Origin of the sequence: Klebsiella sp. RHBSTW-00215 (assembly GCF_014103785.1) — a bacterium.
GTDB lineage: Bacteria > Pseudomonadota > Gammaproteobacteria > Enterobacterales > Enterobacteriaceae > Klebsiella.
The window spans coordinates 81,835-107,789 of record NZ_JABXQS010000002.1; the positions used below are offsets into that span (position 1 = coordinate 81,835).

The 25,955-nt window shown below is 51.6% G+C and carries 22 protein-coding genes and 5 pseudogenes; 12 read left to right on the forward strand and 15 right to left on the reverse strand.

The window, feature by feature from the left end; translation table 11 throughout:
- Window positions 1-49 precede the first annotated feature (49 nt).
- Window positions 50-754: an IS6-like element IS26 family transposase gene (locus HV127_RS29730; protein WP_001067855.1), complete on the reverse strand. Its 705-nt coding sequence runs from the start codon at window positions 752-754 to the stop codon at window positions 50-52.
- 64 nt (window positions 755-818) lie between these two features.
- On the opposite strand from HV127_RS29730, the pseudogene HV127_RS29735 reads away from it, so the two are divergent.
- The 3 genes and pseudogenes from HV127_RS29735 to HV127_RS29745 form a co-directional block, all read left to right on the forward strand.
- A pseudogene (locus HV127_RS29735) lies at window positions 819-2,660 on the forward strand (Tn3-like element ISPa38 family transposase); the annotation flags it as partial.
- 78 nt (window positions 2,661-2,738) lie between these two features.
- Window positions 2,739-3,743 carry an IS110-like element IS4321 family transposase gene (locus HV127_RS29740; protein ID WP_000427620.1) on the forward strand — a complete coding sequence of 335 codons (1,005 nt, stop codon included), beginning with the start codon at window positions 2,739-2,741 and terminating at the stop codon, window positions 3,741-3,743.
- 778 nt (window positions 3,744-4,521) lie between these two features.
- On the forward strand, window positions 4,522-5,154 hold the full coding sequence (locus HV127_RS29745; protein WP_001567369.1) for a hypothetical protein: 633 nt from the start codon (window positions 4,522-4,524) through the stop codon (window positions 5,152-5,154).
- Window positions 5,155-5,182: 28 nt separating this feature from the next.
- On the opposite strand, the gene HV127_RS29750 is transcribed toward HV127_RS29745, so the two are convergent.
- From HV127_RS29750 to tolA, 4 genes are all read right to left on the reverse strand, one after another.
- Window positions 5,183-6,586, reverse strand: a complete 1,404-nt coding sequence (locus HV127_RS29750) for an ISNCY-like element ISKpn21 family transposase (RefSeq protein WP_001567368.1) — start codon at window positions 6,584-6,586, stop codon at window positions 5,183-5,185.
- A 199-nt stretch (window positions 6,587-6,785) separates the two neighbouring features.
- A complete protein-coding gene (locus HV127_RS29755; protein ID WP_009654334.1) occupies window positions 6,786-7,268 on the reverse strand; it encodes a GNAT family N-acetyltransferase in 483 nt (160 codons plus the stop codon).
- Window positions 7,256-7,522: a DUF1778 domain-containing protein gene (locus HV127_RS29760; protein ID WP_003026799.1), complete on the reverse strand. Its 267-nt coding sequence runs from the start codon at window positions 7,520-7,522 to the stop codon at window positions 7,256-7,258. The genes HV127_RS29755 and HV127_RS29760 overlap by 13 nt, the downstream gene beginning before the upstream one ends.
- Window positions 7,523-7,760: 238 nt before the next feature.
- The gene (gene tolA / locus HV127_RS29765) at window positions 7,761-8,195 is read right to left on the reverse strand and encodes a cell envelope integrity protein TolA (protein ID WP_042928448.1); all 435 of its coding nucleotides are present in this window, start codon (window positions 8,193-8,195) and stop codon (window positions 7,761-7,763) included.
- 60 nt (window positions 8,196-8,255) lie between these two features.
- Here tolA and HV127_RS29770 point away from each other — a divergent pair, with 60 nt between their 5' ends.
- The gene (locus tag HV127_RS29770) at window positions 8,256-9,224 is read left to right on the forward strand and encodes an IS5 family transposase (protein ID WP_077266288.1); all 969 of its coding nucleotides are present in this window, start codon (window positions 8,256-8,258) and stop codon (window positions 9,222-9,224) included.
- Between the two features lie 318 nt (window positions 9,225-9,542).
- Here HV127_RS29770 and HV127_RS29775 read toward each other — a convergent pair whose 3' ends face one another.
- Window positions 9,543-10,568: an IS110 family transposase gene (locus HV127_RS29775; protein WP_001101446.1), complete on the reverse strand. Its 1,026-nt coding sequence runs from the start codon at window positions 10,566-10,568 to the stop codon at window positions 9,543-9,545.
- A gap of 464 nt (window positions 10,569-11,032) precedes the next feature.
- On the opposite strand from HV127_RS29775, the gene glgB reads away from it, so the two are divergent.
- From glgB to HV127_RS29810, 7 genes and pseudogenes are all read left to right on the forward strand, one after another.
- The gene (gene glgB / locus HV127_RS29780) at window positions 11,033-13,225 is read left to right on the forward strand and encodes a 1,4-alpha-glucan branching enzyme (protein ID WP_004099052.1); all 2,193 of its coding nucleotides are present in this window, start codon (window positions 11,033-11,035) and stop codon (window positions 13,223-13,225) included.
- Between the two features lie 129 nt (window positions 13,226-13,354).
- Window positions 13,355-14,638: a glucose-1-phosphate adenylyltransferase gene (glgC, locus tag HV127_RS29785; protein ID WP_004099051.1), complete on the forward strand. Its 1,284-nt coding sequence runs from the start codon at window positions 13,355-13,357 to the stop codon at window positions 14,636-14,638.
- Between the two features lie 88 nt (window positions 14,639-14,726).
- A pseudogene (glgA, locus tag HV127_RS29790) lies at window positions 14,727-16,160 on the forward strand (glycogen synthase GlgA).
- Window positions 16,161-16,178: 18 nt separating this feature from the next.
- A pseudogene (glgP, locus tag HV127_RS29795) lies at window positions 16,179-17,654 on the forward strand (glycogen/starch/alpha-glucan family phosphorylase); the annotation flags it as partial.
- Window positions 17,615-18,067 (forward strand): annotated as a pseudogene (locus tag HV127_RS29800) (phosphoglucomutase, alpha-D-glucose phosphate-specific); the annotation flags it as partial. The pseudogenes glgP and HV127_RS29800, both read left to right, overlap by 40 nt.
- Before the next feature lie 124 nt (window positions 18,068-18,191).
- Window positions 18,192-18,758 (forward strand): LuxR C-terminal-related transcriptional regulator, encoded by a 567-nt coding sequence (locus HV127_RS29805; protein WP_009653205.1) that lies wholly within the window; start codon window positions 18,192-18,194, stop codon window positions 18,756-18,758.
- 334 nt (window positions 18,759-19,092) lie between these two features.
- A complete protein-coding gene (locus tag HV127_RS29810) occupies window positions 19,093-19,371 on the forward strand; it encodes a hypothetical protein (protein WP_004197671.1) in 279 nt (92 codons plus the stop codon).
- Window positions 19,372-19,398: 27 nt separating this feature from the next.
- Here the strand turns inward: HV127_RS29810 and HV127_RS29815 are convergent.
- Together HV127_RS29815 and HV127_RS29820 are read right to left on the reverse strand one after the other, a co-directional pair.
- A pseudogene (locus HV127_RS29815) lies at window positions 19,399-19,590 on the reverse strand (hypothetical protein); the annotation flags it as partial.
- Between the two features lie 20 nt (window positions 19,591-19,610).
- The gene (locus tag HV127_RS29820) at window positions 19,611-21,008 is read right to left on the reverse strand and encodes an ISNCY family transposase (protein WP_009653207.1); all 1,398 of its coding nucleotides are present in this window, start codon (window positions 21,006-21,008) and stop codon (window positions 19,611-19,613) included.
- 217 nt (window positions 21,009-21,225) lie between these two features.
- Between HV127_RS29820 and HV127_RS29825 the strand changes: the two genes are divergently transcribed.
- A complete protein-coding gene (locus HV127_RS29825) occupies window positions 21,226-21,858 on the forward strand; it encodes a hypothetical protein (protein ID WP_001567369.1) in 633 nt (210 codons plus the stop codon).
- Between the two features lie 28 nt (window positions 21,859-21,886).
- On the opposite strand, the gene HV127_RS29830 is transcribed toward HV127_RS29825, so the two are convergent.
- The 7 genes from HV127_RS29830 to HV127_RS29860 form a co-directional block, all read right to left on the reverse strand.
- Entirely contained in the window at window positions 21,887-23,290 is a 1,404-nt protein-coding gene (locus HV127_RS29830) for an ISNCY-like element ISKpn21 family transposase (protein WP_001567368.1), read from the reverse strand.
- A 201-nt stretch (window positions 23,291-23,491) separates the two neighbouring features.
- Window positions 23,492-23,746, reverse strand: a complete 255-nt coding sequence (locus tag HV127_RS29835) for a hypothetical protein (protein WP_004152108.1) — start codon at window positions 23,744-23,746, stop codon at window positions 23,492-23,494.
- A 75-nt stretch (window positions 23,747-23,821) separates the two neighbouring features.
- A complete protein-coding gene (locus tag HV127_RS29840) occupies window positions 23,822-24,079 on the reverse strand; it encodes a hypothetical protein (RefSeq protein ID WP_004152107.1) in 258 nt (85 codons plus the stop codon).
- A 48-nt stretch (window positions 24,080-24,127) separates the two neighbouring features.
- Window positions 24,128-24,331, reverse strand: coding sequence for an HHA domain-containing protein (locus tag HV127_RS29845; protein WP_004152106.1), 204 nt, complete (start codon window positions 24,329-24,331; stop codon window positions 24,128-24,130).
- A gap of 33 nt (window positions 24,332-24,364) precedes the next feature.
- Window positions 24,365-24,733, reverse strand: a complete 369-nt coding sequence (locus HV127_RS29850) for a hypothetical protein (RefSeq protein WP_004152105.1) — start codon at window positions 24,731-24,733, stop codon at window positions 24,365-24,367.
- A 43-nt stretch (window positions 24,734-24,776) separates the two neighbouring features.
- Window positions 24,777-25,271, reverse strand: a complete 495-nt coding sequence (locus HV127_RS29855; RefSeq protein WP_004152104.1) for a DNA-binding protein — start codon at window positions 25,269-25,271, stop codon at window positions 24,777-24,779.
- Between the two features lie 30 nt (window positions 25,272-25,301).
- Window positions 25,302-25,877 (reverse strand): hypothetical protein, encoded by a 576-nt coding sequence (locus tag HV127_RS29860; protein ID WP_004152103.1) that lies wholly within the window; start codon window positions 25,875-25,877, stop codon window positions 25,302-25,304.
- Window positions 25,878-25,955 lie beyond the last annotated feature (78 nt).

Genomic DNA, 25,955 nt, shown 5'->3' on the forward strand with positions numbered 1-25,955 from the left:
ACTGTTGCAAAGTTAGCGATGAGGCAGCCTTTTGTCTTATTCAAAGGCCTTACATTTCAAAAACTCTGCTTACCAGGCGCATTTCGCCCAGGGGATCACCATAATAAAATGCTGAGGCCTGGCCTTTGCGTAGTGCACGCATCACCTCAATACCTTTGATGGTGGCGTAAGCCGTCTTCATGGATTTAAATCCCAGCGTGGCGCCGATTATCCGTTTCAGTTTGCCATGATCGCATTCAATCACGTTGTTCCGGTACTTAATCTGTCGGTGTTCAACGTCAGACGGGCACCGGCCTTCGCGTTTGAGCAGAGCAAGCGCGCGACCATAGGCGGGCGCTTTATCCGTGTTGATGAATCGCGGGATCTGCCACTTCTTCACGTTGTTGAGGATTTTACCCAGAAACCGGTATGCAGCTTTGCTGTTACGACGGGAGGAGAGATAAAAATCGACAGTGCGGCCCCGGCTGTCGACGGCCCGGTACAGATACGCCCAGCGGCCATTGACCTTCACGTAGGTTTCATCCATGTGCCACGGGCAAAGATCGGAAGGGTTACGCCAGTACCAGCGCAGCCGTTTTTCCATTTCAGGCGCATAACGCTGAACCCAGCGGTAAATCGTGGAGTGATCGACATTCACTCCGCGTTCAGCCAGCATCTCCTGCAGCTCACGGTAACTGATGCCGTATTTGCAGTACCAGCGTACGGCCCACAGAATGATGTCACGCTGAAAATGCCGGCCTTTGAATGGGTTCATGTGCAGCTCCATCAGCAAAAGGGGATGATAAGTTTATCACCACCGACTATTTGCAACAGTGCCCTTCGATTTCCTGCACCGCATCGGCGAGAGCTACGCCACGCTGCGCCGCTACGCGCCGGAATTTCTCGACGTGCTCAAGTTGCGGGCCGCGCCCGCCGCCAAGGACGTACTCGACGCCATCGAGGTGCTGCGCAGCATGAACAGCGACAACGCCCGCAAGGTGCCCACCGACGCGCCGACCGAGTTCATCAAGCCGCGCTGGCAGAAGCTGGTGATGACCGACACCGGCATCGACCGGCGCTACTACGAACTGTGCGCGCTGTCGGAGCTGAAGAACGCGCTGCGCTCCGGCGACATCTGGGTGCAAGGCTCGCGCCAGTTCAAGGACTTCGAGGACTACCTGGTGCCGCCCGCGAAATTCGCCAGCCTCAAGCAGGCCAGCGAATTGCCGCTGGCCGTGGCCACCGATTGCGACCAGTACCTGCATGACCGGCTGACGCTGCTGGAAACGCAGCTCGCCACCGTCAACCGCATGGCGCTGGCCAACGAGCTGCCGGACGCCATCATCACGGAGTCGGGCCTGAAGATCACGCCGCTCGATGCGGCGGTGCCCGATACCGCACAGGCCCTGATCGACCAGACGGCGATGATCCTACCGCACGTCAAGATCACCGAATTGCTGCTGGAGGTAGACGAATGGACGGGCTTCACCCGGCACTTCGCCCACCTGAAGTCAGGCGACCTGGCCAAGGACAAAAACCTGTTGCTGACCACGATCCTCGCCGACGCGATCAACCTGGGCCTGACCAAGATGGCGGAATCGTGCCCCGGCACGACCTACGCCAAGCTGGCCTGGCTGCAAGCCTGGCACATCCGCGACGAAACCTACGGGGCGGCACTGGCCGAGCTGGTCAACGCGCAGTTCCGACATCCCTTCGCCGGGCATTGGGGCGACGGCACCACGTCATCGTCGGACGGCCAGAACTTCCGCACCGGCAGCAAGGCCGAGAGCACCGGCCACATCAATCCGAAATACGGCAGCAGCCCAGGGCGGACGTTCTACACCCATATCTCCGACCAGTACGCGCCGTTCCACACCAAGGTCGTGAACGTCGGCGTGCGCGACTCGACCTACGTGCTCGACGGCCTGCTGTATCACGAATCCGACCTGCGGATCGAGGAGCACTACACCGACACGGCAGGGTTCACGGACCACGTCTTCGCGTTGATGCACCTGCTGGGCTTCCGCTTCGCCCCGCGCATTCGTGACCTGGGCGACACCAAGCTCTACATCCCGAAGGGCGATGCCACCTACGAGGCGTTGAAACCGATGATCGGCGGCACGCTCAACATCAAGCACGTCCGCGCCCATTGGGATGAAATCCTGCGGATGGCCACCTCGATCAAGCAGGGCACGGCGACGGCCTCGCTGATGCTCAGGAAGCTTGGCAGCTACCCGCGCCAGAACGGCCTGGCCGTCGCCCTGCGTGAGCTGGGACGCATCGAGCGCACACTGTTCATCCTGGACTGGCTGCAAAGCGTCGAGCTGCGCCGCCGCGTGCATGCCGGGCTGAACAAAGGCGAGGCGCGCAACGCGCTGGCCCGCGCCGTGTTCTTCAACCGCCTGGGGGAAATCCGCGACCGCAGCTTCGAGCAGCAGCGCTACCGGGCCAGCGGCCTCAACCTGGTGACGGCGGCCATCGTGCTATGGAACACGGTCTATCTGGAGCGGGCCGCGAACGCCTTGCGTGGCCACGGTCAAGCCGTCGATGACGGCCTGTTGCAGTACCTGTCGCCGCTCGGCTGGGAGCACATCAACCTGACCGGCGATTACCTCTGGCGCAGCAGCGCCAAGATCGGCGCGGGCAAGTTCAGGCCGCTACGGCCGCTGCAACCGGCTTAGCGTGCTTTATTTAATGAGATGGTCACTCCCTCCTTCCCGGTACTATGCTGAGGATAGGCTTTCATTCGGAGAACTATCATGGAAAACATTGCGCTCATTGGTATCGATCTGGGTAAAAACTCTTTCCATATTCATTGCCAAGATCGTCGCGGCAAGGCTGTTTACCGTAAAAAATTTACACGGCCAAAGTTAATCGAATTTTTGGCGACATGCCCCGCTACAACCATCGCAATGGAAGCCTGTGGTGGCTCTCACTTTATGGCACGCAAGTTGGAAGAGTTGGGGCATTTTCCTAAGCTGATATCACCACAATTTGTCCGTCCATTCGTTAAAAGTAACAAAAACGACTTTGTCGACGCCGAAGCTATTTGTGAAGCTGCATCGCGTCCGTCTATGCGTTTTGTACAGCCCAGAACTGAATCTCAGCAGGCAATGCGTGCGCTGCATCGTGTCCGTGAATCCTTGGTTCAGGATAAGGTAAAAACAACCAATCAGATGCATGCTTTTCTGCTGGAATTTGGCATCAGCGTTCCACGAGGAGCTGCCGTTATTAGCCGACTGAGTACCCTTCTTGAGGACAATAGTTTGCCTCTATACCTCAGCCAGTTATTGCTGAAATTACAACAGCATTATCACTATCTTGTTGAGCAGATTAAAGATTTGGAATCCCAGTTGAAACGAAAGTTGGACGAAGATGAGATTGGACAGCGCTTGCTGAGCATTCCCTGCGTCGGAACACTGACAGCGAGTACTATTTCAACTGAGATTGGCGACGGGAAGCAGTACGCCAGCAGTCGTGACTTTGCGGCGGCAACAGGGCTAGTGCCTCGACAGTACAGCACGGGAGGTCGGACGACATTGCTGGGAATTAGTAAGCGAGGTAACAAAAAGATCCGAACTTTGTTGGTTCAATGTGCCAGGGTATTCATACAAAAACTGGAACACCAGTCTGGCAAATTGGCCGATTGGGTCAGGGATCTACTGTGTAGGAAAAGCAACTTTGTCGTCACTTGTGCTCTGGCAAACAAGCTGGCCAGAATAGCCTGGGCCCTAACGGCACGACAGCAAACTTATGTAGCATAACGGAAGAAATACACCGGTTTAAAGAATCACTGATCTGGTTTTGCGAATACTGATATTGATGATACTAACGGCCCACCGGCCTGTTGAGGAACCTGTAAAACGGAAAGGCTCATTGAAGCCGTATATTTTCTGGAGGTTCATCAGGCGCGGAACTCATCGAGGCGCGGGAATAAAATCCCATTCAGACGCCGGATAGATTCAAGCAAGCCAATTTATCGTCAAAATCGGTGTTGCAAAAACGGGAGTGACCATAGATTCCGTTTTCTGAGACGACCCCTAATAGATCTACGGAAATTTTTATCTTTCATTTTTTACTCTACTCTCGCCAGTTTATTGATATTTAACCGCAAAGTGGTTCGTGGTTTGCGACAACCGAAATTTCCCTCGGCTTCCCGACGTTTTTCTTTGTATATAATATCATTGAAGTTAATTGCATTTCCCATAACTCCTCTCAGGACATGATTGCAATGACTCCAACATAGCGCACACATCGCCACTGGTCAGTGATTTCCTTTCTAATTTGCATCAAGTTCACCTTTTACCAAAGATGGCCTCCGAGCTACCCCTTTGAAAACAGTGATCGCTGTGTGGTGAGACTGTAGCGCGGACATGTCTATTTGGTCAAGGAAGTGCGGAAATCTCAATTTAGCTACTACAGCATTTGTCAAGGCTCAATTGAAATGTCCGTTATCCAGCTCAATTAAAATGACCACTTTGATCTCTCATTCTCTTTACTGATAGACTTTCCTCCGACTGAAACAACAGGATGATTGAGCCCATGCTTCGATACGAGTTAACGCCGAACAATGCAGGTTTTATACTGTGGGGAGATTCAGAAGCCCTGAATGAATTACATGAACTCATTCATTACATCGTGGATGAAAGCCCACTGATTAAAGTTAAAGACGGATTTATGTTATCCCTTGCCTATGATATTCGTAAAGCACGGGAAGGTAATCGTCGTGTTGAGCAACATCAGTATGATCAACATGATACATATAAGCTTTATGGTGTTGAGCTTTTATGGCCTCTGGTCCTGGTACAGTCCTCAATACTCAGAAACTCAATGGGTTATATTCAGACAGACAAAAACCAGCTGTCTGTCATGTATGCCTTTGAATACCTGATAGAATCAGCATTAACAGAGTCTGAGAGAACAACGTCGAATGATATTATGCTAACAGTAAAATATGCATCAGACTCTGATTTTAATTTCATTGAGGATAATATTGACAGCAGGTGCTGCTATTTTATCAGCCTATCTCCGGAGCAAAGAAAAAAGCAGTTAATCAGTATTGTTCGTTCTTTTCATTCATTATGGGGTAAGTATGCCCGTGAAAAGCAGGACATAAAGATGCTGAACGAAATGAATAATACATCATGGGTCTGGCCGGACAATATCAACTGGTGAGCAACCACTGTCCGGCCAGTGAGTACCATCAGCGGGCTCTTTTACCAAAAATGTCCTCTGAACGTGACTGAAGCTGTTTGAGTGCTTCGAGCATGTCATCATTATCCAGTGAGCGCTGGGATTTCTTCCCTTCCTGCTTTGGCCGTCGTCGGGAAGGGCCATCTCCAGCGGGAATTGACTGAGAGCGCGTGTTATCCCGCTTGCTCTGCACCAGACTGATAAACTCCAGGGTTCGGCCAAGACGCTTGTTATCGACAATCGCGCCCTGGTCGATTTCTGACAGTCGGTCGTAGGTAGAGTAGGGAAGTAGCGTACCGTTCAGGCGCAGCTCTTTTCTGCCATCAGGATAGTGATACACATCGATATATTTACCTATTGCACGGCGACTCAGTTCGCTGTCTTCAATCAGGTACAACATTTTATCATATTGTATCGTCAACGATTTTGAGACTTTACGTTTTTCACGAACAGTGAAAATAAGCCCCAGGTCCTCATCATGTTCTACAGCACGGTGTACGTCAAAATCATGTCGCGGTACTTTGCCAAAACGGCGGTTATAGTCAGCCATATAGGCCTCAGCGAAGTCATTTGCAGCCTCCATTGAACAAATGCCCTGTAACCGCAGCTCTTTGACCAGACGATCCTGTAAAGTGAGGTGAGCTCGTTCTACACGCCCTTTGGCGGGACTGGTTTCTGCACAGATAGTCTGGATGTTCAGTTCATGCATGGCTCGCCCAAACTGAGTATGCCCGTCTCCGCCTGTGGCGTGTTTATTGTTAACACGAAAAACACCGGCTTTATCGCTGTACAGTGCCAGCGGTTTACCATGCTTATCGATATAGCGCCGCGTGGCTTCGAAGTAAGAAAACGTGGACTCCGATTTAACAAACAACAGTTCCATCAGTTTGCTGGTTGCATCATCAACATAGACCAGCGCGGTGCAGGCCGGGCCACGGCCTTCAAACCAGTCGTGATCACAGCCATCTATTTGTATCAGCTCACCAGTACACGGACGCCGGTACCGTGGTTGAGGGATCCTTGCGGCACGTTGTTTACGGGGAACCCATAAGCCAGCCCGCACCATGATGCGCCGGACAGTTTCTTTGCCAAGAAACAGTCCGTGGAGTTCTTCGAGCTTTTCACGCGCCAGAGTCGGACCGAAATCAGCATAACGCGTCTTGATCAGTTCCAGAGCCTGATCTGCGAGCCCGGGTGGCAACTGGCGGTTACCACGCATGCCACATCGTCTGCTGGCCATACCAAGCGGTCCGCCTTCACGGTAACGGGCAAGAAGTCTGCGGCATTGCCTGTCGCTGATACCGAGGTGCTCGGCCGCACGGCGCGTTGTGATGCGACGTTCAATGACGTCCTGTATAATCTTGATCCGGTTGATCTCTTTCAAAGTAAACACTCCTGAGCTTTCTGCGCTCATGATATGCCTCCCGGTAGTTTAAACGGACCAGTGAAGCTTACCATAGCGCGGACATCTGAATTGAGCCACAGGCGGACATTACTATTGAGCCATTACAACCTTAGTGCGCTTAACAAAGATTATGTTAAATGTTGAAATAAATGATATGATAATCAATATGTTACGTCGGTGTCAGTCACTTCCCCACTCCAGTAACCAGTCATGGAAGTTTAAGGAACAGAGTCCGCTCATGAGTTTGTGATGCCTTAAATCCATGGTGAACATAGAAGCCTTTGGCTTCTTCAGTAAGCGCGTGAACCATTATCGCACGAACGCCAATATTCTCAGCTACGCGATAACAGCGTAGAACCGCATCGTGAAGTAAATCGGCGCCAACCCCTTTTACGTGCAATGAGATATCTACCGCCAGGCGAGCGAGTATAATCACCGGTATAGGATCTGGCATGTTACGCCGAAGACTACCTGTCGCTTCCGTATGGTTAACGCTACCGGTGGCCAGAGAGTAAAAACCAGCTACTTGCTTCGTACCCGTCTTGCAAACAACGAACGTTCGGGCAGCGCCAAGAGCCTGATTTTTTAAACCTCTCTGTTTTAGCCATTCATCGAGTACCGTTTCTCCACTGACGAACTCTGCCAGTTGATGGGCGCTGGATAACGGCTCGGGCGCTGTTATACATCCCACTGAGGTTTCCTTGCCAGTAGTTTATTAATGGCGGGCTCATCCTCGACTGGTGCATCGAGCATATCGATGAACTCTGCATACTGTTCGTCGTTAAAATTGAAAACACGGCGATCAAGGATCACGTTCTCCGCAGCCTTGCAGGCCATCTCAAGAATGAAGTCGGTTCGCGATTTATGAAGGATTTCTGCAGCGGCATCGATGAGTGCCCTCTGAGACTCTTTAGCTCTTAGGTTGAGTTGAACATCTGATTTCATACACACCTCTTTTGTATAGCGATTGCTATACAAGCATAACACAACACGAACGTATAGCAAATGCTATGCACCTCAAAGTGCCGAAAATGAGTTTTATATTAAATATCAACAGGTTGAAACATAACAGCAAGACTGGAAGCAACATTAAAGTGTATCCTCAACAATCCCACCATTAAGGTGAAAACACGGAATGTGGCCCCCAAGGTCTTTTCAGCAAAAGCCATCTCAAACTTCATTTCTATAGTCTGAAATCAAGATCGGCATTTTTGACCCTCTGATATGTTTCGTCATCTGGTGCGGCGGGTATTTTTGCTCGTGTAATCGCTGAAATGGCTGCTTTACACAATTTTGCATCACCCTCTTTTGCTGTCGCACTGTTCACTGAACCATCAGGCTGAAGAGAGATACGGATAGAGCAGGTTTGTCCTTTATGCGCATCGGGTTCATACATTTCGGCAACAATGGCATTCCTTATTTGTGTCGCATATCCGAGTATTTTTGAATGCTCCGGGGGAACTGTTGGAGATCGTAGGCCACCTAAAAGATCATCAACTTCCGCAGATTTATCGCTGTCGGGCATAACCCTGACGTTTGTTTTTTGAGTATGGTTTGAACAGGCAGTTATAAGTAGAAAAAGGGTGAGTATGGGCGCTGACAACACTCTTAAATACATGTTAAAACTCCTGTTTTCATCTCCAGGTGGCTTTGTTGAATAAATCGAACTTTTACTGAGTTGAAGGATCATATCACGCATCTTCCCGACAACGCAGACCGTTCCGTGGCAAAGCAAAAGTTCAAAATCACCAACTGGCCCACCTACAATAAAGCCCTCATCAACCGTGGCTCCATAACTTTCTGGCTGGATGATGAAGCTATTCAGGCCTGGTATGAGTCGGCAACGCCTTCATCACGGGGAAGACCTCAGCGCTATTCTGATCTCGCCATCACCACCGTTCTGGTCATTAAACGCGTGTTCAGGTTGACCCTGCGGGCTGCACAGGGTTTTATTGATTCCATTTTTACACTGATGAATGTTCCGTTGCGTTGCCCGGATTACACCAGTGTCAGCAAGCGAGCAAAGTCGGTTAATGTCAGTTTCAAAACGTTCACCCGAGGTGAAATCGCGCATATGGTGATTGATTCCACCGGGCTGAAGGTCTTTGGTGAAGGCGAATGGAAAGTCAAAAAGCATGGCCAGGAACGCCGCCGTATCTGGCGTAAGCTGCATCTCGCCGTTGACAGTAAAACACATGAAATCATCTGCGCTGACCTGTCGCTGAACAATGTGACGGACTCAGAAGCCTTCCCGGGTCTTATCCGGCAGACTCACAGAAAAATCAGGGCAGCATCGGCAGACGGCGCTTACGACACCCGGCTCTGTCACGATGAACTGCGGCGTAAGAAAATCAGCGCGCTTATCCCTCCCCGAAAAGGTGCGGGTTACTGGCCCGGTGAATATGCAGACCGTAACCGTGCAGTGGCTAATCAGCGAATGACCGGGAGTAATGCGCGGTGGAAATGGACAACAGATTACAACCGTCGCTCGATAGCGGAAACGGCGATGTACCGGGTAAAACAGCTGTTCGGGGGTTCACTGACGCTGCGTGACTACGATGGTCAGGTTGCGGAGGCTATGGCCCTGGTACGAGCGCTGAACAAAATGACGAAAGCAGGTATGCCTGAAAGCGTGCGTATTGCCTGAAAACACAACCCGCTACGGGGGAGACTTACCCGAAATCTGATTTATTCATAGATGGTCGCCTCCTGTTTGCCAAGCTAAATATGTTGTGGTGGCTTTACTGGTCATCGATTGCAGCCATAGATCCGGACTTTGCCGAGGTGATGTAAAATACCTCTGTCCCTGATGGAATACGCTGATGGAGGCCTCTATCAACAAAGCGCTCTTTCAGGAGCCTTGAATAAACCGGGTTTTCCCCATCGCGGTCTGACCTGTCTTGCCATCACTTCATGCTTGCCTGGGCAATCGGTGGTGTTGTTTCTGTCTTACTGATTAAGCAACTTAAGCGCTTATTATTGGTGCACAATACTCCCGCTCTTTGGCCAGGAGCGCCCACACAGTCCGCGCATTCTTGTTAGCCAATGCTACCGAGGCAATGTTGTTATTCCGGCGCGCCATTAGCTGGTTAGCCCAGCTCGATACGGCATCCTGTTTATGTTTGGCCGACTGCAATACCGCCCTGGCACCATGGATAAGCAAGGTCCTCAAATAGGTATCACCTCGCTTGCTTATCCCGAGCAGGACTTGTTTACCCCCACTGGAGTGCTGACGTGGAACCAATCCGAGCCAGGCAGCCAGTTGTCGGCCATTCTCGAAATTGTTGGCTTTACCAATGGTCGCAATCAGCGCGCTGGCGGTAACAGGGCCAATACCAGGGATCTTGCCGATACGCTGGCAGAGAGCATTTTGCCGATAGCACTGCTCAATCTGCTTGTCGAGTGTAGCGATGACATCGAACAGGTACGCCATGTGGTGCTGTAGTAGACTCAGCTGTGTACGAAACAGGACGGGTAACGGGTTATCCGCATCTTCCACGAGCTCAGGTAATCGTCGCTGTAGCTGCTGGATACCTCGGGGGACGACAATGCCAAATTCGGCCAATAACCCCCTGATTTGATTGGCTTGTGCGGTTCGCTGTTTGATGAAGCTCTGACGACTCCGGTGAAGTGCCAATACGGCTTGCTGCTCAGCGGTTTTGACCGGCACGAACCGCATGTTAGGTCGAGTGACGGCTTCACAAATAGCTTCAGCGTCTGCAGCATCATGCTTATTGGTTTTAACATAGGGTTTGACGAACTGAGGGGCCATCAGTTTGACATTATGGCCCATCGATATCAGTTTATTGGCCCAGAAATGAGCAGATGCACAGGCCTCCATGCCGATCAAACAGGGTGGGATGTTGGCAAAAAAGGAGGCCATTTGTGCCCGTCTGAGTTGTTTGTTGAACAACCGTTTTCCGTGCTCGTCAACCCCATGGATCTGGAAAACGTTTTTTGCCAAATCGATTCCAATAGTTTTAACGTTCATGATAGCAGCGCTCCGTTCAATGAGTGACGATTTATCGTCCCACTGTGGCACAAGAGATGGGAGGCGACCATTCCATTAACAAAGCCCTTCAACTCAGCAAAAGTTCGATTTATTCAACAAAGCCTTTTTTTATATACGATCTGACGAATTCAGCAGAAGGAAACTCATCATTCGTGACGAAATAAAAATTAGTTTCCCCATTAATATAGAAATGAGTGTTTACTCACAGAAAGAAAATCAGGAGTAATTATTCTGAAGACAGATAATACAGAAGTCGTACAGCGCATTTAACTCACTTCTCAGGAGGTTAATCACTCTCTATTTGTGGACAACCGACATGTCTTAAGGCTCTGGAATAACGTGTTGATATTTCGATGCGTAGCATGCAGCGGAATATTACCGGATCAATAAAGCAGGAAGAGGCGTTTTAATTCTTTCCGCAGGATGATAGTAGGGTGACTGCCATGTCTGATTATAATGAAAAAAGTGCGATCTCCGCACTTCTCGCAGGTCATTGTTCCGATCCATTTTCCGTGCTTGGCATGCACTCAACCGATGCGGGTCTGGAAGTGCGCGCATTATTACCCGATGCCACCGATGTATGGGTGATTGAACCGAAAACCGGGCGCAAAGTCGGTAAACTCGAATGCCTCGACACACGCGGGTTCTTTAGCGGCGTTCTGCCGCGCCGGAAAAATCCTTTTCGTTACCAGCTGGCCGTCACCTGGCACGGTCAGCAAAACCTGATTGACGACCCCTATCGCTTTGGCCCGCTGCTGCAGGAGCTTGATGCCTGGCTGCTCGCTGAAGGGACTCATCTGCGGCCCTACGAGACGCTGGGAGCCCATGCCGACACCATGGACGGCGTCACCGGGACGCGTTTTTCCGTCTGGGCGCCGAACGCCCGTCGTGTGTCGGTGGTCGGACAGTTCAACTACTGGGACGGCCGCCGCCACCCGATGCGTCTGCGCAAAGAGTCCGGCATCTGGGAGCTGTTTGTCCCCGGCGCGCATAACGGCCAGCTGTATAAGTTCGAGCTGATTGACGCCCACGGCCACCTGCGGGTGAAATCCGACCCGTATGCCTTTGAGGCACAGATGCGCCCGGAAAGCGCGTCGCTTATCTGCGGCATGCCGGAAAAGGTCGAACAGCCACAGTCCCGTCAGCAGGCCAACCAGTTTGATGCACCGATTTCGATTTATGAAGTGCACCTTGGCTCGTGGCGCCGCCACGCCGATAACCATTTCTGGCTCAGCTACCGCGAGCTGGCGGACCAGCTGGTGCCTTACGCGAAGTGGATGGGCTTCACCCATCTGGAGCTGCTGCCGGTAAACGAACATCCGTTCGACGGCAGCTGGGGCTATCAGCCCACCGGGCTGTACGCGCCGACCCGCCGTTTTGGTACCCGTGAAGACTTCCGCTACTTCCTGAATGCTGCCCATGCCGCGGGTCTGAACGTGATCCTCGACTGGGTGCCGGGCCACTTCCCGTCGGATGACTTTGCGCTGGCATCGTTCGACGGCACCGCGTTGTATGAACACAGCGACCCGCGAGAAGGTTATCACCAGGACTGGAATACGCTGATCTACAACTACGGTCGCCGTGAAGTCAGCAACTTTCTGGTCGGGAACGCGCTGTACTGGATTGAACGCTTCGGGATCGACGCCCTGCGCGTGGATGCGGTTGCGTCAATGATCTACCGCGACTACAGCCGCAAAGAGGGGGAGTGGGTGCCCAATGAGTACGGCGGCCGGGAAAACCTCGAAGCGATTGAATTTCTGCGCAATACCAACCGTGTGCTCGGTGAGCAGACGCCGGGAGCGGTCACGATGGCGGAGGAGTCCACCGACTTCGCCGGGGTTACACGACCGTCTTCTACGGGCGGTCTTGGCTTCTGGTTCAAATGGAACCTCGGCTGGATGCATGACACCCTCGACTATATGCAGCTCGATCCCATCTATCGTCGTTATCATCACGACAAGATGACCTTCGGGATGCTCTACAACTACACCGAAAACTTCGTGTTGCCGCTGTCACACGATGAAGTGGTTCACGGCAAAAAATCGATTCTTGACCGGATGCCTGGCGATGCCTGGCAGAAGTTCGCCAACCTGCGCGCCTACTACGGCTGGCTGTTTGCCTTCCCCGGTAAAAAGCTGCTGTTTATGGGCAACGAGTTTGCCCAGGGGCGGGAGTGGAACCACGACGCCAGCCTCGACTGGCATCTGCTGGAAGGGGGCGACAACTGGCATCACGGGGTGCAGCGTCTGGTGCGCGATCTGAACCATACCTATCGCCACCATAAGGCACTGCACGAACTGGATTTTGACCCCTACGGCTTTGAATGGCTTGTTGTGGATGACCACGAACGGTCGGTGTTTATCTTTGTCCGTCGCGATAAAGCCGGGAACGAGATAATCGTGGCGAGCAACTTCACGCCAGTACCGCGTCACGGCTATCGCTTCGGGATTAACCAGCCGGGGCGCTGGCGTGAAGAGCTGAACACCGACTCGATGCACTACCACGGGAGCAACACCGGCAACGGCGGCTGCGTGGCAAGCGAGGCGATCGCCAGCCACGGTCGGGAGCATTCGCTGTCGGTGACTCTGCCGCCGCTGGCGACAATCTGGCTGGTACGGGAATCTGCAGGGCAATAAAACGCGCAGCTGATTTATTGCAGCTGACTTATTACCGGAGGTGATCACTTCTGAATTATTTTGCAGAAGAGTGAGGCTTTTTCTTCATTATTTTCTTTTATGGCTTTTATTTAATGGCAGGACATTATTATGAGTAAACTTGAATATACTGACAACTTAATGCTGTCGCGCCAGTTACCGCTTAAATCCGTGGCCCTGATCCTCGCCGGCGGACGTGGCACACGATTAAAAGACCTGACCACTATTCGCGCAAAACCTGCGGTGCATTTCGGCGGTAAATTCAGAATTATTGATTTTGCTTTATCGAATTGTATTAACTCCGGAATAAGACGTATCGGGGTCATTACACAATATCAGTCCCATTCACTGGTGCAGCATATTCAACGCGGCTGGGCATTCTTTAACGAAGAAATGAATGAGTTCGTGGATTTATTACCGGCGCAGCAGCGGGTGCATGGTGAGAACTGGTATCGGGGGACGGCGGATGCCGTGACCCAGAATCTGGATATTATCCGCCGCTATGATGCGGAATATGTCGTTATTCTGGCCGGGGACCATATCTATAAACAAGATTATTCGCGGATGCTGCTCGATCACGTTGAAAAAGGGGCGCGCTGTACCGTGGCCTGCCTGCCGGTCCCGGTTGAAGAGGCAAGCGCTTTTGGCGTCATGGCCGTGGATGAGAATGACAAAATCATTGAATTTGTTGAAAAACCGGCTAATCCGCCCACCATTCCTGGCGATGAAACCCGCTCGCTTGCCAGTATGGGCATTTATGTGTTTGATGCGGAATATCTCTACCAGCTGCTGGAAGACGACGATCGGGATGAACACTCCACCCATGATTTTGGCAAAGATATTATTCCCAGGATAACGGCGGCAGGTGAAGCGTATGCGCATCCGTTCCCGCGCTCCTGCGTTCAGTCGGATAATAATGCCGAGCCATACTGGCGCGATGTCGGAACCCTGGAGGCGTACTGGAAAGCGAATCTGGATTTAGCCTCAGTAGTGCCAGAGCTGGACGTTTATGACCGTAACTGGCCTATCCGTACCTATGTCGAATCGCTGCCCAGCGCCAAATTTGTTCAGGACCGTTCCGGCAGTCATGGCATGACCATGAATTCTCTGGTCTCCGGCGGCTGTATTATTTCTGGCTCGGTGGTGGTGCAGTCGGTTCTATTTTCCAGAGTTCGGATTAACTCGTTCTGTAATATTGATTCGTCGGTTTTATTACCGGGCGTCTGGGTCGGTCGCTCCTGCAGGATAAGACGCTGCGTGATCGACCGGGGATGCGTTATTCCGGAGGGGACGGTGATTGGCGAAAATGCCGTTGAGGATGCGCGACGCTTTTATCGTTCGGAAGAAGGCATCGTTCTGGTTACCAAAGAAATGCTGGACAAACTTGAGGTATGAGCCCATTTGCGGAAAAAGCGTGTCCGGCGGCAGAGAAAATATTGCCCTGTCGCGGGTCGTCTCTGTGGCTGAATAATAAGGAGCATACATGCAAGTTTTACATGTAGGAGCAGAGATGTTCCCGCTGTTAAAAACGGGCGGACTGGCCGACGTCACCGGCGCGCTCCCGGCGGCGCAAATTGCCGAGGGGCTGGATACCCGCGTGCTGCTGCCTGGGTTTCCGGCGATCCGCAACGGGGTTCAGGATCCGCAGGTGGTGGCCAGCAGGGAGACATTCGCCGGGCGGATGACGCTGCTGTTTGGCCATTTTAACGGTGTGGGCATCTATCTGATTGATGCCCCGCATCTCTATGACCGGACGGGTAATCCTTATCATAACCAGCAGATGCAGGATTATCCTGATAACGTCCTGCGTTTCGCGTTGCTGAGCTGGGTCGGGGCCGAGCTTGCCGGTGGTCTTGACCCGTTCTGGCGTCCTGAAATCGTCCACGCCCATGACTGGCACGCGGGTCTCACCCCGGCTTATCTGGCCACCCGCGGCAACCCGGCCAAATCGGTGTTTACGGTGCACAACATTGCCTATCAGGGGTTGTTTCAGGCCCGGCATATGGCGGAGATCGCGTTACCGTGGTCGTTCTTCCAGATGCACGGGGTGGAGTTTAATGGGCAAATCTCCTTCCTTTAGGCGGGTCTCTATTTCGCTGACCATATCACCACCGTCAGCCCGACATATGCCCGTGAAATTACCGAACCACAGTACGCGTTTGGTCTGGAAGAGCTGCTGCGGCAACGTCAGCGGGAAGGGCGACTGTCGGGGATCCTGAACGGGGTTGACAAAAATATCTGGGATCCGCGCCGCGATCCGCTGCTGGCAGCGCCTTACGACCAGAATTCACTGGCGGAGAAAGCGAAGAACAAGCAGCAGCTGCAGACGTCGCTGGGGCTGAAGGCGGACGATCGGGCGCTGCTGTTCACCGTTGTGAGCCGGCTGACCAGCCAGAAGGGGCTGGATCTTCTGTTTGGCGCGCTGCCGGGAATTATATCTAAGGGAGGGCAGCTGGCGCTGCTGGGATCCGGGGACCCGGATTTGCAGGCCCGTTTTCTGACCGCCGAGGCGCAATACCCCGGGCAGGTGAGTATCCGGATCGGCTACGACGAGGCGCTGTCGCATCAGATGATTGGCGGCGCCGACGTCATCCTGGTGCCCAGCCGTTTTGAACCCTGCGGTCTGACCCAGCTTTATGGTCTGCGCTACGGCACATTACCGCTGGTTCGCCGTACCGGCGGACTGGCGGATACCGTCGCCGACTGTTCGCTCGAAAACCTTGTTGACGGGCTCGCGACCGGATTTGTGTTTACCGACAGCGAGACGGAATCGTTATTACATGCTATCCACCGGGCCAGTGTCCTGTGGTCGCGTCCCTCGCTGTGGCGTTACGTGCAGCGGCAGGCGATGAGCATGGATTTTAGCTGGCAAAGTGCCGCAAAGTCTTTCCACCTGTTGTATCAGCGTATTATTTAATTGCTACGGATAAGAAAAATGGAACCACGCATAAGTTATATTTCACCCAGGCTGAATGAAGAAGCGCTGCAGCATGCTATCGCTTATAAGCTCATGTTTATTCTCGGTAAAGACCCTTCACTTGCCAATAAGCATGAATGGCTCAATGCTACGCTGTTCGCCGTGCGCGATCGGCTGGTTGAGCGCTGGTTGCGGGCGCATCGGGCGCGGATCTCGCAGCAGGCGCGCCAGGTATATTATCTGTCGATGGAGTTTCTCATCGGCCGTACCCTCTCGAATGCCTTACTGTCGCTGGGCATCTATGAGGATGTGAAAACAGCGCTGGCCGGGATGGGTCTGGATCTGGAAGAGCTGATTGACGAAGAGAATGACCCGGGCCTGGGCAACGGCGGTCTCGGTCGTCTGGCAGCCTGTTTTCTCGACTCCCTGGCCACGCTGGGGCTGCCAGGACGCGGTTACGGCATCCGCTACGACTACGGCATGTTCAAGCAAAACATCATCGACGGCCGGCAGATGGAGTCACCGGACTACTGGCTGGAGTACGGTAACCCCTGGGAATTCGAGCGCCATAAAACCCGCTATACCGTGCGCTTTGGCGGGCGCATTCAGCATGAGGGGAAAAACTCGCGCTGGCTGGAAACCGAAGAGATCATCGCGGTGGCCTACGATCAGATTATCCCGGGTTATGAAACCGATGCCACCAACACCCTGCGCTTGTGGAGCGCCCAGGCCAGCAGCGAGATTAACCTCGGTAAATTTAATCAGGGAGATTACTTCGCGGCGGTAGAAGATAAAAACCATTCCGAAAACGTCTCCCGGGTACTGTATCCGGACGACTCGACCTACTCCGGGCGCGAGCTGCGCCTGCGTCAGGAATATTTCCTCGTTTCGGCGACGGTGCAGGATATTCTTTTTCGCCATTACCAGTTGTATCAAACCTATGACAACCTGGCAGATAAAATTGCTATCCACCTCAACGACACCCATCCGGTGCTGTCGATCCCGGAGCTGATGCGTCTGCTGATTGACGAACACCGCTTCAGCTGGGATGACGCTTTCGGGGTGACCTGTCAGGTCTTCTCCTACACCAACCATACCCTGATGAGCGAGGCGCTGGAGACCTGGCCGGTCGAGATGCTGGGGAAAATCCTGCCGCGCCATTTGCAGATTATTTTCGAGATTAATGACTATTTTCTGAAAACCATGCAGGAGCACTATCCCGATGATATTGCGTTGCTGAGCCGGACCTCGATTATCGATGAATCCAACGACCGTCGCGTACGGATGGCCTGGCTGGCGGTGGTGGTCAGTCACAAGGTGAACGGCGTGTCGGAACTGCACTCCCGGCTGATGGTGGAGTCGCTGTTTGCCGATTTCGCCAGAATCTTTCCGCGCCGCTTCACCAACGTGACTAACGGCGTCACGCCGCGCCGCTGGCTGGCTGCCGCTAACTCCTGCGTTTTGACGGAACGCCGTGGTCGACCGACAAAGACGGGATCATCATGTGCCTGCTGGCGGCGGAAATCACCGCCGTCACCGGTAAAAACCCGCAGGAGCACTACGACGAACTGGCCGCCCGCTTCGGCGCGCCGAGCTATAACCGGCTGCAGGCTTCGGCCACTTCCGCACAGAAAGCGGTGCTGTCGAAGCTGTCGCCGGAAATGGTCAGGGCCAGTCAGCTGGCGGGTGACCCGATCACTGCGCGTCTGACCGCCGCGCCGGGCAACGGCGCATCGATTGGTGGCTTGAAAGTGATGACCGACAACGGCTGGTTCGCCGCCCGACCGTCAGGTACGGAAGACGCTTACAAGATCTACTGCGAGAGCTTCCTCGGGGAAGCACATCGCAAGCAGATCGAGAAAGAAGCGGTGGAAATCGTGAATAGCGTGCTAGCGGCGCACCAGTAGAGCAGTTGACGTACTCCGCTGAGCCGGAGTACGTCATAGTTACCCGGCGACACCAATACAGGCACCACTTTGTCAGAACATAAGGAACGGGACGCTTCGCAAAAGGTATTGCTGCGGGGACTATATGAATATCTATGTTATTACCAATAATAATTTCATGCTTGTAGGTCTGAAATGTATGTTCAGCGACAACAGCCTCTCCGTCAACAGGGTTGTGTTTTCACGGGTCAGCGATATTGCCTTCAGCAACAGCGATGTGGTGATTGTGGAGTCAGAGCTGAACACCGGCGATGTCGAACGTCTCAAGTACCTACACATTTCACCGGTCAATCTTATCTTTTTATTAAAACCGGCGTCAGGAATGAGCGGGACAGGGCGTGAAGCGGTATGCATTGACACTGAATTAAGCGGTAATGAATATCTCATGATGAGGCAGGCGTTTAAAAAAATGGGGATCAATCTGAAGAGGGACAAGTTGTCATTTACCAAAAGAGAAACACATGTTATCAATATGATTTTAAATGGTTATTCGATAGATGAAATTTCCCGTAGCCTGCTGATCTCCAAAAAAACGGTTCAGTCTTTTGTCGGTATTGTTTTGCATAAACTGAATACCACCAAAATAAGTGGAATATACCGCAAAAAAAATCTCATCATCGACAGTTTTGCCAGGAGGAGCCTGCATCGTTAGGATGCCCTATAAACTAATGATCTGCTTATGGAAAGTCACTATTTCATATATTAAGTTTCAACTAAATTTGTTATAAATTATTTTATGTTGTTATGTTGAACGGGGTTTGATTATTGGTATGCTTCAGAAAAAATAAACATACATCATGGGTGCTAACATGATGAAAATATATGAAACTATAGTCATCAAATGATTTAAGCATACAATAAATAATATAGGATTATATCCTCTATCTGTGAATGGTGGGCGGCAGAGGAAAAACGGGATATATATTTATGCATTTCATCTTTTTATTATAAAAAACTGTTATGTAAATTCTGTAGCGGGAGGGGGTATGTTTAGTGAAGACGCACACTATGAATTTCTAAAAAGATATTACAGAGCGGAGTTTTTTGAAGGAAGAAATGGTTCCATTTGGGGAATAAATTATTCTTACAATTTGGCAAGGGTGGGTATGAATATGCTTGAAAGATATGGCTATGGGATAATATTAAAGCATGAATCTATCACTGGTGAAACCATTTACTATGATCGTAGTCTGACGATACTATTTGGTGACAGAATTACACAGGCCCTGGGAGGTCAGTATTGCAACAGAGAAATGAGAGAATAATGATTTAATATATTTTTTAATCGCTCGTTAAACATTGGAACTTTTCTCAGAACGTGACTGCAATGTCTTCAACGCATCTAACATGTCGTCGCCGTTCAGTGAGCGCTGCGATTATTTCTCTGTTGGTTTTCTGCGCCGCCGCAAAGAGCCATCACCGGCAGGGATCGCCTGTGAACGGTTGTTATCGCGTTTATCCTGAACATCAATCTAAATTGAAATGTCCGCATGTAGGTTATGTTTCAGCCTTTGCCGAAGATGTCTTTACTCCGGGTCTGAAGTTGCTGCAGGGCTTCCAGCATGTCGTTATGGTCCAGACTTCGTTGTGATTTCTTGCCGGGTTGTTTCTTTCTGCGTGAGGTCTGGCCGTCCAGTGATGGCAGGGCCTGTGAGCGGGTGTTGTCCCGTTTGTCCTGAACCAGCTTTATCATTTCCAGGGCACGTCCCAGACGCTTGTTGTCGATGATGGCGCCCTGGTCCAGTTCTCCCAGTCGGTCGTAAGTGGTAAAGGGCAGGGAAGTGCCGCTGGCCCGGAGCTCAATGTCACCATCCGGGTATTGCCATACCTCGATGTACTTCCCCTGAAAACGCCGGTTTTCTTCATTATCTTCAAGCAGATAAAGCTTTTTATCATACTGTAATGTCAGGTTTTTCGAGACCTTACGCTGCTCGCGCCAGGTGAATGTCGCCTGCAGGTTTTCGCCATTATCCAGCTGGCGATGTACGTCAAAATCGTGACGTGGCGGCTTTGCAAACCGACGGTTGTAATCTTCCATGAACTCATCAGCAAAGGCGTTTGCAGCCTCAGGTGTGCTGATACCGCGGAGCCGCAGTTCCTTGACCAGGCGGTCCTGTAATGTCAGATGAGCCCGTTCAACACGCCCCTTGGCTGAACTGGTGTTGGCACAGATACCAGTGATATTCAGCTCGTTCATGGCACGACCAAACTGAGTCTGGCCATCTCCGCCGGTGGCCTGCTTGTTGTTGATCCTGAAGACGCTGGCTTTGTCGCTGTAGAATGCCAGAGGCTTACCGTAGCGCTCCAGATATCCCCGGGTGGCTTCAAAATAGGTGAACGTGGACTCCGAACTGACGAACAGAAGCTGCATCAACCGACTTGTTGCATCATCAACGTAAACGAGCAGCGTGCAGGCCGGACCACGGTCCTCGAACCAGCGATGTTCACTGCCATCAATCTGGATGAGTTCGCCGGTGCAGGCCCGACGTGGGCGTGGCTGATGCACACGAGGTGGCCGTAACTTACGAGGGATCCATAAACCATCCCGGGTCATAAGCTTACGTACAGTCTCTTTAGCAAGATAAAGGTCATGAATCTCAGCAAGCTTCTCGCAGGCCAATGTCGGGCCAAAGTCGGCGTAACGTTCGCGAATGATGCGCAGCGCACGCTCAGCGAGGCCAGGCATCAACTGTCGGTTACTAGGCTGACCACGTCGGCGGTTAACCCGCGATAGCGGTCCGTGTTCACGATAGCGCTCGAGTAGCCGGCGGCAGTGCCTGTCAGAGATCTCAAGTCGGGTTGCTGCAAGACGCGTGGTAAGACGCCGGTCGATAACGTCCTGCAGGATCCTGAGTCGGTTTACATCGTTCATCGAGAAAAACTCCGTTCCGTATGCCGTCATGAGTCTCATCCTTTGAAAGCAGCGATCGCGGTGGCGAGACTGTAGCGCGGACATGTCTATTTGGTCAGAGACGGACATCTCAATTTAGCTGTTACACTGTATGTCAAGGCTCAATTGAAATGTCCGTTATCCAGCTCAATTAAAATGACCACTTTGATCTCTCATTCTCTTTACTGATAGACTTTCCTCCGACTGAAACAACAGGATGATTGAGCCCATGCTTCGATACGAGTTAACGCCGAACAATGCAGGTTTTATACTGTGGGGAGATTCAGAAGCCCTGAATGAATTACATGAACTCATTCATTACATCGTGGATGAAAGCCCACTGATTAAAGTTAAAGACGGATTTATGTTATCCCTTGCCTATGATATTCGTAAAGCACGGGAAGGTAATCGTCGTGTTGAGCAACATCAGTATGATCAACATGATACATATAAGCTTTATGGTGTTGAGCTTTTATGGCCTCTGGTCCTGGTACAGTCCTCAATACTCAGAAACTCAATGGGTTATATTCAGACAGACAAAAACCAGCTGTCTGTCATGTATGCCTTTGAATACCTGATAGAATCAGCATTAACAGAGTCTGAGAGAACAACGTCGAATGATATTATGCTAACAGTAAAATATGCATCAGACTCTGATTTTAATTTCATTGAGGATAATATTGACAGCAGGTGCTGCTATTTTATCAGCCTATCTCCGGAGCAAAGAAAAAAGCAGTTAATCAGTATTGTTCGTTCTTTTCATTCATTATGGGGTAAGTATGCCCGTGAAAAGCAGGACATAAAGATGCTGAACGAAATGAATAATACATCATGGGTCTGGCCGGACAATATCAACTGGTGAGCAACCACTGTCCGGCCAGTGAGTACCATCAGCGGGCTCTTTTACCAAAAATGTCCTCTGAACGTGACTGAAGCTGTTTGAGTGCTTCGAGCATGTCATCATTATCCAGTGAGCGCTGGGATTTCTTCCCTTCCTGCTTTGGCCGTCGTCGGGAAGGGCCATCTCCAGCGGGAATTGACTGAGAGCGCGTGTTATCCCGCTTGCTCTGCACCAGACTGATAAACTCCAGGGTTCGGCCAAGACGCTTGTTATCGACAATCGCGCCCTGGTCGATTTCTGACAGTCGGTCGTAGGTAGAGTAGGGAAGTAGCGTACCGTTCAGGCGCAGCTCTTTTCTGCCATCAGGATAGTGATACACATCGATATATTTACCTATTGCACGGCGACTCAGTTCGCTGTCTTCAATCAGGTACAACATTTTATCATATTGTATCGTCAACGATTTTGAGACTTTACGTTTTTCACGAACAGTGAAAATAAGCCCCAGGTCCTCATCATGTTCTACAGCACGGTGTACGTCAAAATCATGTCGCGGTACTTTGCCAAAACGGCGGTTATAGTCAGCCATATAGGCCTCAGCGAAGTCATTTGCAGCCTCCATTGAACAAATGCCCTGTAACCGCAGCTCTTTGACCAGACGATCCTGTAAAGTGAGGTGAGCTCGTTCTACACGCCCTTTGGCGGGACTGGTTTCTGCACAGATAGTCTGGATGTTCAGTTCATGCATGGCTCGCCCAAACTGAGTATGCCCGTCTCCGCCTGTGGCGTGTTTATTGTTAACACGAAAAACACCGGCTTTATCGCTGTACAGTGCCAGCGGTTTACCATGCTTATCGATATAGCGCCGCGTGGCTTCGAAGTAAGAAAACGTGGACTCCGATTTAACAAACAACAGTTCCATCAGTTTGCTGGTTGCATCATCAACATAGACCAGCGCGGTGCAGGCCGGGCCACGGCCTTCAAACCAGTCGTGATCACAGCCATCTATTTGTATCAGCTCACCAGTACACGGACGCCGGTACCGTGGTTGAGGGATCCTTGCGGCACGTTGTTTACGGGGAACCCATAAGCCAGCCCGCACCATGATGCGCCGGACAGTTTCTTTGCCAAGAAACAGTCCGTGGAGTTCTTCGAGCTTTTCACGCGCCAGAGTCGGACCGAAATCAGCATAACGCGTCTTGATCAGTTCCAGAGCCTGATCTGCGAGCCCGGGTGGCAACTGGCGGTTACCACGCATGCCACATCGTCTGCTGGCCATACCAAGCGGTCCGCCTTCACGGTAACGGGCAAGAAGTCTGCGGCATTGCCTGTCGCTGATACCGAGGTGCTCGGCCGCACGGCGCGTTGTGATGCGACGTTCAATGACGTCCTGTATAATCTTGATCCGGTTGATCTCTTTCAAAGTAAACACTCCTGAGCTTTCTGCGCTCATGATATGCCTCCCGGTAGTTTAAACGGACCAGTGAAGCTTACCATAGCGCGGACATCTGAATTGAGCCACAGGCGGACATTACTATTGAGCCATTACACTGTAACTTCGCTTAATGCGTTTTATGTTAAATATCATACATTTAATGAAAGATGATGGCTGATCTTCTGCAATAGTCAGCTCATTATCGCTGCAGGCGTGGCTTCATTCTGGATAGATGGAGTCTTTTCTGGCATTAATGCCCTGAAGACGAACACGGTCGTTATCAGGCAAATGGATACCCATCATGCGAAGAATAAAGCCGCGCCACCCCCGGTTAACCTGACCGTTATAGTCATACAGGTCTGCATTTTCTTTTTTAAGCTTTGACCATTCATGCATGAGTGTTAGTGCATCGAGCTCGGTGATGTGCTTCACTTCATCGCCGATACGTACTGTGTTAATGCCTCTTCCCGTCATGATGATCCCCTCCGGCAATATCAGTTTCAGATTAACGCTGTTATGATGATGATTTAACTACACACTAAAGGCAATCTAACGTTTAATCATACCTCTGATAATAAAGAACATCATGGTTAATGAAAACACAATCAGAAGCCAGCCAAAGGGTTTGGCATCAAAAACAGTAGTGATGCAATCATTAGTACAGGTAACCAACTTCGGGGTGACAATAGAAATTCCCCACCCAAAAATAACTACCATAGTGCCTGCTACTGCGGCTAAGAAAAAAGTGGTGAAGAATGCGCATCCGACTACAAGTAACAATCCAATCAGTTCAAATATCATATTCATGATTGCGCTCCAGGTGAGATAACTGCGAACAGACTGATGCTGGCTGTTTTATTTAACATATTTCCAGACGCCTGCAGGAATTTTATCATAAAACTTCCCCATTGCCATTTCCGCCAGCCGGTGATCCACTGCGGCATTAAAGTGCTCAAGTTCGTCATCCGTCAGGGAATATTTATTTTTTTCTATTATCCTTTCCAGAGTTTCCTTAGATGTACAGCGGCGTAGTCTTAAAATCCATTCCTGTTTCGTCATTGGTTTTTTATATCCTGAGGTGTCCCGGTAATTTCATTTTGGAAGAAGATTTCCTTTCAGCCGGTTATGAGTGAACCATTTTGCATATATGATGTAACCTACAAAAGTTAAGAGTGCGGACAGACTATATATCCCTAGAACAGGTACCACGTGATGAAAACGTATCATCTGACCGGATTCATCTGCCAGACTCATTAATACATTGCTGTATATTTCAGTCTGAAAAAACTCGTAGTAAGGTACCATCACTACATGAAGAAAAAATAAATTAAGCAGATACGTCAGAGAAAACGCGTGTTCCTGCCCGTTATAGGGCGCATACTGCGCAAAGGCGAAAATCCAGCCTGTGAAAAGCAGAAAACACATCGTGAAATACACCACCACCCATATCGCTGTTTTCATCACTGCCCCTCAGTTATATAATTTTTCTGTAACGCAAATTTCTTCAGGCGTTATGGCCCGTGCCGTTCTGCTTCAGATAATCACTGATGCTCAGGCCGGACAAGCGAATTTTATCCGAAATCTCCCTGAACTGCTCCTCCCAGCCGTCCTGCAGCTCCCTGATTGCCGCGATCTGGAAAGCAACACTGAAAGGCGTTCTGCCCAGTTTCTCGGAAAGCCAGAAAAGATGCGTACCGATCTCTTCATCCGGGACCGGTTCAAGCGCATCACTCAGTAAGGTTTTTTCGTCTTCCTGCCAGGGATGACCGGCTCGCGGAAAACGCGGATCAGGCTGGCGGTCTTTTTTCTCCCTTTTTTCCCGTCTGGCAACGGTCGGCGCTTCGCCTTTTTTCATGCTGACGCGTGCTTTCATGGCGCCGATGGCCGCCACGGCCCGCACCAGGGTTTCACGCTCCTGGCGCGTGAGCAGGCTGTCCTCACAAATCAGGGTGTTCAGGTTATCGATCAGCGTATTCAGTCCGGGTTCAGTGACTTTCATTTTATGCTCCTGTTCCTTGTGTGGTGGCGATCAGTCCCGGCTCTCATTCACCTGAACGATGACCGGCAGGCCTGCATCAAAACAGGCCTGATACCAGCTGGCCACCTGCAGGGGATCGCCCTCTTTTATCCGGCGTATGCCGCCGGCATCCGTCAGCTGCAGGCAGGTGGTACCGTCCAGACGGATCACGTAGGCCGCTTCCCTGATGGTGTAATGGCCGTCACCCAGCTGCAGCTCCACCGCGTCACCGGCAGCCGTCTGGCGTAACGGCAGACGCCGGACGTCGGTCAGTCGTTGTCGTGCCGTTTCAGCCTCGCGTTCTGCCTGGAAGAGCGGTTCTGCAATGCCGCGACCGGCCTCCGTCAGCTCGACGGCCAGCTGCAGGTTCGGCGCGCGCAGGGTGCGCAGCCAGCCCGCGGCTTCCATGCGCCGGCAGGAGGCGCGCAGGTTCGGTCCGTACACCGGGGCGTCCCCGCCCTGCTCCAGCACCCGCTCGATATCCCGCGTCGCCACCGGCCCCGGACGTTTCGCATCGAGGGCGGCCAGCACAATCAGTACCCGTCGCTGCAGCGGCGACGGCCTGCGGGAGGTTGTTACTGCTGCCATGAACGTTGTTCTGCTGTGGGAGCGCGCAGGAGCATTCCGGTGAGGCGCAGATGGGGTCGGTTCCGGCTGAGGGCGAAA